The sequence below is a fragment of the Peribacillus alkalitolerans genome, from assembly GCF_010882125.1.
Taxonomy (GTDB): domain Bacteria; phylum Bacillota; class Bacilli; order Bacillales; family DSM-1321; genus Bacillus_BN; species Bacillus_BN alkalitolerans.
In genome coordinates this window covers 101,256-111,047 of the sequence record NZ_JAAGVZ010000012.1, presented here as the reverse complement: position 1 = coordinate 111,047, position 9,792 = coordinate 101,256, and the positions used below count along the sequence as shown (strand labels likewise).

Annotated in this window: 9 protein-coding genes; 8 read left to right on the top strand and 1 reads right to left on the bottom strand. The window is 38.4% G+C overall.

The genetic code is table 11. From position 1 onward, the window contains the following. The 5 genes from ltrA to G3O09_RS14980 all read left to right on the top strand — a co-directional run. Nucleotides 1-1,177, top strand: a 1,177-nt coding sequence (gene ltrA / locus G3O09_RS15000; protein WP_163102303.1) for a group II intron reverse transcriptase/maturase, incomplete at its 5' end; no start/stop codon positions are given. Nucleotides 1,178-1,760: 583 nt separating this feature from the next. After that, nucleotides 1,761-2,021 carry a stage V sporulation protein SpoVS gene (gene spoVS / locus G3O09_RS14995; protein ID WP_163102302.1) on the top strand — a complete coding sequence of 87 codons (261 nt, stop codon included), beginning with the start codon at nucleotides 1,761-1,763 and terminating at the stop codon, nucleotides 2,019-2,021. A 134-nt stretch (nucleotides 2,022-2,155) separates the two neighbouring features. Further along, complete coding sequence (locus tag G3O09_RS14990; RefSeq protein WP_163102301.1) at nucleotides 2,156-3,097, top strand: dipeptidase; 942 nt, start codon at nucleotides 2,156-2,158, stop codon at nucleotides 3,095-3,097. Nucleotides 3,098-3,370: 273 nt separating this feature from the next. Continuing rightward, nucleotides 3,371-5,101, top strand: a complete 1,731-nt coding sequence (locus tag G3O09_RS14985) for a 2-oxoacid:acceptor oxidoreductase subunit alpha (RefSeq protein WP_163102300.1) — start codon at nucleotides 3,371-3,373, stop codon at nucleotides 5,099-5,101. A 1-nt stretch (nucleotide 5,102) separates the two neighbouring features. Further along, a complete protein-coding gene (locus G3O09_RS14980) occupies nucleotides 5,103-5,969 on the top strand; it encodes a 2-oxoacid:ferredoxin oxidoreductase subunit beta (protein WP_163102299.1) in 867 nt (288 codons plus the stop codon). 94 nt (nucleotides 5,970-6,063) lie between these two features. On the opposite strand, the gene G3O09_RS14975 is transcribed toward G3O09_RS14980, so the two are convergent. Further along, on the bottom strand, nucleotides 6,064-6,414 hold the full coding sequence (locus tag G3O09_RS14975) for a hypothetical protein (protein ID WP_163102298.1): 351 nt from the start codon (nucleotides 6,412-6,414) through the stop codon (nucleotides 6,064-6,066). A 315-nt stretch (nucleotides 6,415-6,729) separates the two neighbouring features. Here G3O09_RS14975 and miaB point away from each other — a divergent pair, with 315 nt between their 5' ends. The 3 genes from miaB to cotE all read left to right on the top strand — a co-directional run bounded on the left by miaB (nucleotide 6,730) and on the right by cotE (nucleotide 9,544). Next, a complete protein-coding gene (gene miaB / locus G3O09_RS14970) occupies nucleotides 6,730-8,268 on the top strand; it encodes a tRNA (N6-isopentenyl adenosine(37)-C2)-methylthiotransferase MiaB (RefSeq protein ID WP_163102297.1) in 1,539 nt (512 codons plus the stop codon). A 1-nt stretch (nucleotide 8,269) separates the two neighbouring features. Then, on the top strand, nucleotides 8,270-8,698 hold the full coding sequence (locus G3O09_RS14965; RefSeq protein WP_163102296.1) for a YlbF/YmcA family competence regulator: 429 nt from the start codon (nucleotides 8,270-8,272) through the stop codon (nucleotides 8,696-8,698). Nucleotides 8,699-8,998: 300 nt separating this feature from the next. After that, nucleotides 8,999-9,544, top strand: coding sequence for an outer spore coat protein CotE (gene cotE / locus G3O09_RS14960; protein WP_163102295.1), 546 nt, complete (start codon nucleotides 8,999-9,001; stop codon nucleotides 9,542-9,544). Nucleotides 9,545-9,792: the final 248 nt, after the last annotated feature.

Below are 9,792 nucleotides of genomic sequence, written 5' to 3'. Positions count from 1 at the left end.
TAAAGGAGCAGCAGGAGTCGATGCGAAAGATATAGAAGCTACTCGCCTATATTTAAAGGAAAATGGTGCACAGATTATCCAACTGATTAAAGAAGGTAAATATAAACCTCAACCAGTGAGAAGGGTGAAAATCCCTAAACCAAACGGTGGAACTAGAAACCTTGGAATACCTACTGTCACGGACAGAATCCTTCAGCAAGCCGTAGTACAGAAACTTACACCCATTTTTGAACCGCAATTTAGCCAATATAGCTACGGTTTTAGACCGAACAAAAGTGCACATCAAGCGATTGAACAGGCGAGAAAATATATCGAGGACGGCTACAACTTCGTCGTAGATATTGATTTAGAAAAGTTCTTTGACCGAGTTCAGCATGACAAATTAATGTCACTTGTATCAAAATCCATCTCAGACAAACCAACTCTAAAGCTGATTCGACGATACCTTCAAGCTGGAATTATGGAGAATGGTGTAGTCACAGTAAATCGTGAAGGAACACCGCAAGGTGGTCCACTTAGTCCGTTATTAAGCAATATTATTCTAAACGAACTAGATCAAGAATTAGAAAAGAGAGGTCACCGATTTGTGAGGTACGCAGATGATGCAAACATCTACGTGAAAAGTCTTAAGGCTGGAGAAAGGGTTAAACACGGGGTCTCAGATTTCATTGAGAAGAAATTGAAGCTCAAGGTGAATGAGGAGAAAAGTGCGGTGGGAAAGCCGATAGCACGAATATTCTTAGGAGTGAGTTTCTATGGAAAGAAAACAAGAGTATTCGTGCCAAGGAAGACCAAAAAGAGATTCGAGGATAAGCTAAAGAAGCTGACCAATCGTAACTGGGGAGTAAGTATGGAGTATCGTATCCTAAAGATAAATCAACTCATCCAAGGATGGGGGAATTATTTTAAAGTCGGAGACATGAAGAGCTATGCCATAAAGTGTGATAAACATACGAGGCGTAGGTTAAGAGCGTGCCGATGGAAAGAATGGAAGAGGGTAAGTACCAAATACAGAAACCTCAAGAAATTAGGAATTCCAAAAGAAGAGGCATGGAAAAACGCCAATACCAGAAAAGGATATTGGCGAATGTCTAATAGTAAAACCTTAGATAGAGCCATGAATAATGACTACTGGAAGAATCTAGGACTAAAATCGCTGTCTTTAGTAATTACATAAACTTTCGAACCGCCGTATACCGAACGGTACGTACGGTGGTGTGAGAGGTCGGCACGGTAACGTGCCTCCTACTCGATTTTTTGGCTATGTAAAAATAGCCTGTTGATTGCTGCGAGATGCATTCCGCTTTCCTTGGGCGGTTCTGGCGCCTCCCTGGGGCATTGCGCGCATGTGGGGTCTCCCTTGACCCGTATTTCCTGCAGGACATTAAAACCGCCAACTCGAATAAACACCGAACGAAGGAAATGTGTATGTATTTTCGAGGAGTCTCGCGCCTTTCGCTCCAATCAACTTAGTATCAAATCAACTAAGAGCTTTAACAAATCCTTGTTTTTTAAAGTAGATTTGAGAAATTCATTGGGGTGAACAATCCTTTGAAAAAGAACAGTCCATCTCCGCACGCTCGCCTTAAGGCTTCAATCAGAGAGCTCACTAACTAATGCGTTTAAAATGTTTTACTCACTAAGTGGACCAAGCTGGAATAAGTATAAGATTCTACGAATATAGTAGCAATGGTAAGAAATATATTTTTTGAAATATCCTAAACCTTTTGGGAAGGGAATTATGCAAGGAGGAGCTAGGAATGGAAATATTAAAGGTTTCAGCAAAATCTAATCCCAATTCTGTAGCAGGCGCGCTAGCGGGTGTTTTAAGAGAAAGAGGTGCCGCAGAAATTCAGGCAATTGGTGCCGGCGCGTTAAACCAAGCTGTAAAGGCAGTAGCAATAGCAAGAGGATTTGTAGCACCTAGTGGAGTCGACTTGATTTGTGTTCCTGCATTTACAGATATCAAAATTGATGGTGAAGAAAGAACAGCCATAAAGTTGATAGTGGAACCTAGATAATGTGAATGATCCTTGAAAAGGGAAATAGAATGAATCTTGACCTGTTTGCGGATGCGAACAGGTTTTTTAGGTTCCTATTAGGTGAATCGTGATATTATTTATAATAAGAATATAGTAATTAAAGGTGGGGCCTTATGAAGTCAAAACCGAAAATTTTTGATGCACATTGTGATGTATTGATGAAAATGTTCCTAAATCCTAATCTTTCTTTTTATGATAGTGAGAAATTGCATCTTACAAATAATCAATTAATGAATGTTGGCTCTAAAGTACAATGCTTTGCAATATACATTCCTGAAAGAATACATCCATCTATGAGATTTCATGCGGCTTTGACAATGGTTGAACTTTTCTATGAAAATGTCTTGAAAGCTCCAAATATGAAGCTGGTTAAGAGTCATGAAGATATAAAGCTACTTGGAGAAGGTGATATAGGCGCCGTTCTCACGCTTGAGGGATGTGATTGTATAGGGGAGGATTTACTGAAATTAAAGACTTTACTTAGATTAGGGGTATCTTCTGTAGGATTAACATGGAACCATTCAAATGCAGTAGCGGATGGAGTTCTTGAGCCAAGAGGAGGGGGCTTGTCAGCGTTTGGTCATAATGTCGTATCCTTATTAAAGGAGACCAATACTTGGTGTGATGTGTCTCATCTTTCAGTACAAGGGTTTTGGGATGTAATGGAACAGGAACTCCCTACTATCGCTTCTCATTCCAACTGTCATTCTATTTGTTCCAATCCACGGAACTTAAACGATGAGCAAATTACCAGTCTAATAAAGAAAGATTCAGTAATTGGAATTACTTTTGTCCCAGAATTCCTAAACTCTGGCGGAAATGCATCTATTAAGGATGTGATGAAACATATTGAACATGTTTGTTCCTTAGGCGGGGAAGATCATGTTGGCTTTGGTTCGGATTTCGATGGAATAGATAAAGTAGTAAAAGGACTTGAAAAATATCAAGGGTATGAATTGCTGATGGAAGAGCTGAATAAACACTATTCTACAATTCAAGTGGAAAATTTTTTGCTGAACAATTTTTCAAAGAGATTTCCTGTTAGGGCTATTTAAGAAATATTCTAAATAATGGATGTTAATTTACTAGTTTATGAAAATTATTAAAATATTATGCATATTTTTGGCAGCAAATTAGGTGAAAGGGTTGCTTTTTTTTAGTGATAAGTCTAGAATTGAATCGTTTAGTACACCTTCATCTAAGGCTGGAACAGCAACGAAAGAGATATCTTACATAACCGACTGGCAATCTAGTTAATTATATGGAGAAGTGCTACAATAAAAGGGTATAAGTTTGCCATTTTGAACGTACATAAAGGGGTGTAAAAGATGATCAATCAACTTTCGTGGAAAGTTGGCGGACAACAAGGGGAAGGGATCGAAAGTACAGGGGAAATTTTCTGTATTGCACTTAACCGATTAGGCTACTACTTGTATGGATACCGTCACTTCTCATCTCGTATCAAAGGTGGTCATACAAACAACAAAATTCGTGTCAGCACTACGCAAACGCGTTCAGTTTCTGACGACTTAGATATTCTTGTTGCCTTTGACCAAGAGACCATAGACGTAAACTATAAAGAATTGCATGATAAAGGGATTATCATTGCAGATGCAAAGTTTAACCCAGTGCGTCCTGAAGATACAAATGCCACATTATATGCTGTTCCTTTTACAGAAATCGCTACAGAACTTGGAACTTCACTTATGAAGAACATGGTGGCAATTGGTGCTTCGAGTGCTGTATTGAATCTTGACATAAGCATTTTTAAAGAAGTGGTTGTAGAAATTTTTGGCCGCAAGGGTGATCAAGTCGTTCAAAAGAACCTTGATGCGATTCAAGCAGGCTTTGATTATATGAGTGAAAAATTGGGCGATAATTTCGGTGCAATGCAATTAGAAAAAGGGGATGGAAACAAACGTCTCTTTATGATTGGAAATGACGCAATCGCATTAGGCGCTTTGGCTGCTGGATGCCGTTTCATGGCAGCATATCCAATTACACCTGCATCAGAAATTATGGAATACCTTATTAAGAAGCTTCCTCCGGTGGGTGGAACTGTTATTCAAACTGAGGATGAAATTGCTGCTGTAACGATGGCAATTGGTTCAAACTATGCGGGTGTCCGTGCTTTAACGGCTTCTGCTGGCCCTGGACTTTCTTTGAAAATGGAAGCTATCGGATTAGCTGGAATTACAGAAACACCAATCGTAATCGTAGATACTCAACGTGGCGGTCCTTCTACAGGTTTGCCTACAAAGCAAGAGCAATCTGATTTGATGGCCATGATTTATGGTACACATGGTGAAATTCCTAAAATTGTTATGGCTCCTAGTACTGTAGAAGAGGCATTCTATGATACTACTGAAGCCTTTAACTTAGCTGAAGAATATCAATGTCCAGTTATAGTTTTATCAGATTTACAGCTTTCATTAGGGAAACAAACTGTAAATCCATTGGACAATTCTAAAGTTGAAATCAGAAGAGGTAAGCTTGTAAAGGGCGACCTACCTGAAACTGAAAACTATTTCAAACGATATGAAGTAACTGAAGATGGAGTTTCTCCACGTGTTATTCCTGGAATGAAGGGTGGAATCCACCACGTGACAGGTGTAGAACATGATGAGACAGGTAAGCCATCCGAGAGTGCTGCTAATCGTATTGCACAAATGGATAAGCGTATGAGGAAAATTGAAAATATCCGTTTCAAAACGCCAGTGCATAAAGATGCAAAGCATGATGAAGCAGACTTATTAATTGTAGGTTTTAACTCTACTCGAGGTGCAATCGAAGAAGCGATGGCTCGTTTAGAGAATGATGGTCTGAAAGTGAATCATGCACACATTCGCTTAATTCACCCATTCCCTACAAATGAAATCCTACCATTGGTCGAATCTGCTAAAAAAGTGGTAGTGGTTGAAAACAATGCGACAGGGCAGTTAGCCAATATCATGAAAATGAATGTTGGTCATGTCAATAAAATTAAGAGCCTCTTAAAATATGACGGTAACCCGTTCTTGCCGCATGAAATTCATTCACAATGCAAGGAGTTGTTCTAAGATGGCTACGTTCAAAGATTTTCGCAATAATGTCAAACCAAATTGGTGTCCTGGATGCGGAGACTTTTCTGTTCAAGCAGCCATTCAAAGAGCAGCTGCGAATGTAGGATTAACACCAGAAAACTTAGCAGTTATTTCAGGTATCGGTTGTTCTGGACGTATTTCAGGTTATATTAAGTCATATGGTTTCCATGGAATCCATGGTCGCTCACTTCCAATTGCACAGGGTGTAAAAATGGCTAATCGTGATTTGACTGTCATTGCCTCTGGTGGAGATGGTGATGGTTTTGCGATTGGAATGGGACATACGATCCATGCAATTCGTAGAAATATTGATGTCACTTACATTGTAATGGATAATCAAATCTACGGTTTGACAAAGGGGCAAACATCCCCTCGTTCAGCTGCTGGCTTTAAAACTAAATCGACTCCACAAGGTTCTGTAGAACAGGCAATTTCACCAATGGAATTGGCACTTTCTGCTGGAGCTACATTTGTGGCACAAAGTTTCTCTACTGATCTTAAAGATTTAACTGCGATCATTGAAGCTGGTCTTAACCATAAAGGTTTCTCTTTAATCAATGTATACAGTCCATGTGTTACATACAACAAGGTTAATACGTATGATTGGTTTAAAGAAAACCTTACAAAATTAAGCGATGTGGAAGGCTATGACCCTTCAAATCGTGAACAAGCAATGCAAACCCTAATGAAGTATAACAGTCTTGTCACTGGAATCATCTATCAAAATCAAGACCAAAAGTCATATCAAGAACTTCTTCATGGATACAGCGACCAGCCGTTAACTGAAGCAAACTTGGATCTTTCGCAAGAGAGCTTTGATAAACTTGTAGCCGAATTCATGTAAAAACAAAAAACCCGTCTGACATTATGTCTGACGGGTTTCTTACTGTTATAAAATTTTACAACAGTTATTGCTACTCAGAAATCAACTCACAAAGTTAAATCCAGCTCCAGCATCTGCGACGGCGTCTGTCATCAAAAATACCGCCAACTCTGTCATCACGATCGCAACGATCTACCGCACGACAGAAGTCGTCTCTGTCGATTTCGATTCTAGCATCAAATACAAAGTCTCTTCTTCTGCGATCTCTGTCTCTGTCTCTGTCAGAAATACCTAAAACGTCATCTCTGCCATCTCTTCTGTCATCACGATCGCAACGATCTACCGCACGGCAGAAGTCGTCTCTGTCGATTTCGATTCTAGCATCAAATACAAAGTCTCTTCTTCTGCGATCTCTGTCTCTGTCAGAAATACCTAACACATCATCTCTGTCTCTCCCACAACCCATTTCATTCACTCCTTTTTCTTGTTTTTGAACTACACAACATCATATGTAAATGTGGGACAAGCGTTCGAGATATAAACCTAATTGTTACTAGAATGTGCGTAAATCTATTTTTAGAAAGTGTTTATGCAGTTTGAGACATGTATCTTCATTTTATGTGAACAATTTATTACAATTACTATCATCAAGGTCGTTCTATTGTTTCTTGTTGTTAAAAGCCTTATACTATTGTAATGTACGTATTTTATTCACAGAAGTTAAATAGTGTAACAGATAAATTTTGAATTCGTTATGTCCGTTGCAGGAAGGGGTATATGTATGAACGAGAAGCAACGATTAGAAGGCCAACAGGCTCAAACTATAAATTCAACAAATCAAAAACCTGAAAAGGATTTTAGTAAATACTTTGAAAAAGTCTACGTTGCACCTTCATTAAAAGAAGCGAAGAAACGTGGAAAAGAAGAAGTAAAATACGAAAATGATTTTGCTATTCCAGTCGAGTTCCAGGGTATGGGGAATGGAAGAAAGTTTTATATCCGCACCTTTGGCTGCCAAATGAATGAACATGATACGGAAGTAATGGCTGGAATCTTCATGGCACTTGGCTATGAAGTGGCAGAAAGTGTTGAAGAAGCTAATGTTATATTACTAAATACATGTGCAATTCGGGAAAATGCAGAGAACAAGGTGTTCGGTGAGCTTGGACATTTAAAAACCTTAAAGAAAAACAAACCTGATTTGCTATTAGGTGTTTGTGGTTGTATGTCTCAAGAGGAATCGGTAGTAAATCGTATATTGACTAAACATCCATTCGTAGACATGATATTCGGTACACACAACATCCATCGTTTACCTAATATCTTAAATGAAGCCTATCTTTCAAAAGAAATGGTCGTAGAGGTATGGTCAAAAGAGGGAGATGTCATTGAGAATCTTCCTAAAGTTAGACGTGGCAATATCAAGGGTTGGGTCAACATTATGTATGGCTGCGATAAATTCTGCACGTATTGCATTGTCCCTTATACTCGAGGAAAAGAACGAAGCCGCCGACCAGAGGAAATTATCCATGAGGTAAGGCAGTTAGCTGCTCAAGGATACCAAGAAATCACATTACTAGGTCAAAACGTGAATGCATATGGAAAAGAATTCACTGACATGACATATGGTCTTGGAGATTTAATGGATGAAATTAGAAAAATTGATATTCCTAGAATTCGATTCACTACAAGTCATCCAAGAGATTTTGACGACCATTTGATTGAGGTCCTTGCAAAAGGCGGAAACTTAGTTGAACATATTCATTTGCCAGTCCAGTCTGGTAGCAGTGAAACGTTAAAAATTATGGCTCGCAAGTACACGCGTGAGCGTTACTTAGAGCTGGTACAAAAAATTAAGACTGCGATCCCGAATGTTGCTTTAACTACTGATATCATTGTAGGTTTCCCGAATGAAACGGAAGAACAATTTGAAGAAACGTTATCGTTATATAGGGAAGTAGGCTTTGATGCTGCTTATACATTCATTTATTCACCACGGGAAGGTACTCCAGCTGCAAACATGGTAGATAATGTACCAATTGAAGTTAAAAAAGAACGCCTTCAGCGTCTTAATGCAGTTGTGAATGAGTTTTCTGCACAAAAGATGAAGGAACATGAAGGACAGATTGTCGAAGTATTGGTAGAAGGCGAAAGTAAGAATAACCCTGATGTATTAGCAGGATATACAAGAAAGAGCAAGCTTGTTAACTTTGTCGGTCCTAAAACTGCGATTGGTAAATTAGTGAAGGTAAAGATTACAGGCGCGAAAACTTGGTCATTAAACGGAGAATTGGTTGAAGAAACTGTAGAGGTGAACTAACATGGCTAAATATACAAAAGATGATTTATTAAAAAAAGCGGAAGAACTTGCCGCAATGATTGCTGAGACTGAAGAAGTTGATTTCTTTAAACGTGCGGAAGCACAAATCAATGAGAACCAAAAAATTCGTGAAATGATCGCGAGTATGAAGAGTCTTCAGAAGCAAGCCATCAATTTCGAGCATTATGGCAAAGAAAAGGCTTATGGTCAAGTTCAACAAAAAATTGAAGTTATTGAAGAAGAATTAAACAATATTCCGATTGTCCAAGAATTTAAGCAATCCCAAACTGATGTAAACGATATTCTTCAAATGGTAGCTTCTGCTGTTTCTAACAAAGTAACAGATTTAATCATTGAATCCACTGGAGGAGACGTTCTTCGTGGAGAGACAGGTTCAAAAGTTAACGCTGGTGGAAGCAGCTGTTCTTAATATCCCATCTAAACCTTGCCGTTTGGCAAGGTTTTTTTAATTGAATTTGTAAATAAAGTTTCGAGTTACTTTTGGATTCACTACTTTTAGATTGATACGGAATTTTCTACATACATCTTCTGAATTTTTCTCTCCTCAATGTAAAAAGTGCATTTGAATTTAAGGCACTATGCCCAGGCTATGCGCATAAAATATTTACATAAATACTTTTCTATTCTTTTTAGGTGAACAAATTATTATCACACTAGTTATTTGTACCGCATAAGATGAATTGAAACTGAATGAGGAGGGTTCGCTCACATGTCATATTATAGAGAAATAATCACCCGGGCAGTGGTAGCAAAAGGACGAAAATTTACTAAGTCCACTGATATCATTTCCACGGATCATAGTCCTTCCAGCATTCTTGGTTGTTGGATCATAAACCACTCATACACAGCAAAAAAGGTCGGTAAAAAAGTTGAAGTAAGCGGCAGTTATGAAGTGAACGTTTGGTATTCTTACAATAGAAATACTAAAACAGCCGTAAAATCACAAAGAATCCACTATAAAGACGAAATAAAGCTGAAGTATAGAGATCCAGAAGCATTTGATGACCAAGAAATCATTGCGAAGGTTGTGCAACAGCCAAACTGTATTGAAGCATGTATTACGTCGGAGGGCAATAGAATTGAGGTCCAGGTAGAAAGAGAATTTTTCGTTGAAGTAATCGGCGAAACGAAAGTCTGTGTCGCAATAAATCCAGATGGTTGCTGTGACGATGACGACAATTGGTTCAACGATTTAGATGACGAAGAATTTGAAGAAATCAACCCAGACTTTATTGTTGAGTGTGAAGATGAATAAGGTAATATCCATCTATAGGATGGATTAAAAAACTAGGATGCAAACTTCCTAGTTTTTTTCTTTGTATTGGTAGAAAATATATCTTTCGACGGGCTAGAAGTATATCAACATATCTGTGAAAAATAGGAAGAGTTATCTAGTAGAGATCGTTTATGTTAATGTTTGGTCGCTAGCCTAATTTTCAAATGGAAATTGTACGGACCTGTATAGCAAATCGCTACTATGTTATAATGGACGAAAGATTGAAT

Excerpts from the sequence above, each read along its gene's own strand:
- spoVS (WP_163102302.1), top strand. The coding sequence starts at position 1,761 with ATGGAAATATTAAAGGTTTCAGCAAAATCTAATCCCAATTCTGTAGCA.
- G3O09_RS14990 (WP_163102301.1), top strand. The coding sequence starts at position 2,156 with ATGAAGTCAAAACCGAAAATTTTTGATGCACATTGTGATGTATTGATG.
- G3O09_RS14985 (WP_163102300.1), top strand. The coding sequence starts at position 3,371 with ATGATCAATCAACTTTCGTGGAAAGTTGGCGGACAACAAGGGGAAGGG.
- G3O09_RS14980 (WP_163102299.1), top strand. The coding sequence starts at position 5,103 with ATGGCTACGTTCAAAGATTTTCGCAATAATGTCAAACCAAATTGGTGT.
- G3O09_RS14975 (WP_163102298.1), bottom strand. The coding sequence starts at position 6,414 with ATGGGTTGTGGGAGAGACAGAGATGATGTGTTAGGTATTTCTGACAGA.
- miaB (WP_163102297.1), top strand. The coding sequence starts at position 6,730 with ATGAACGAGAAGCAACGATTAGAAGGCCAACAGGCTCAAACTATAAAT.
- G3O09_RS14965 (WP_163102296.1), top strand. The coding sequence starts at position 8,270 with ATGGCTAAATATACAAAAGATGATTTATTAAAAAAAGCGGAAGAACTT.
- cotE (WP_163102295.1), top strand. The coding sequence starts at position 8,999 with ATGTCATATTATAGAGAAATAATCACCCGGGCAGTGGTAGCAAAAGGA.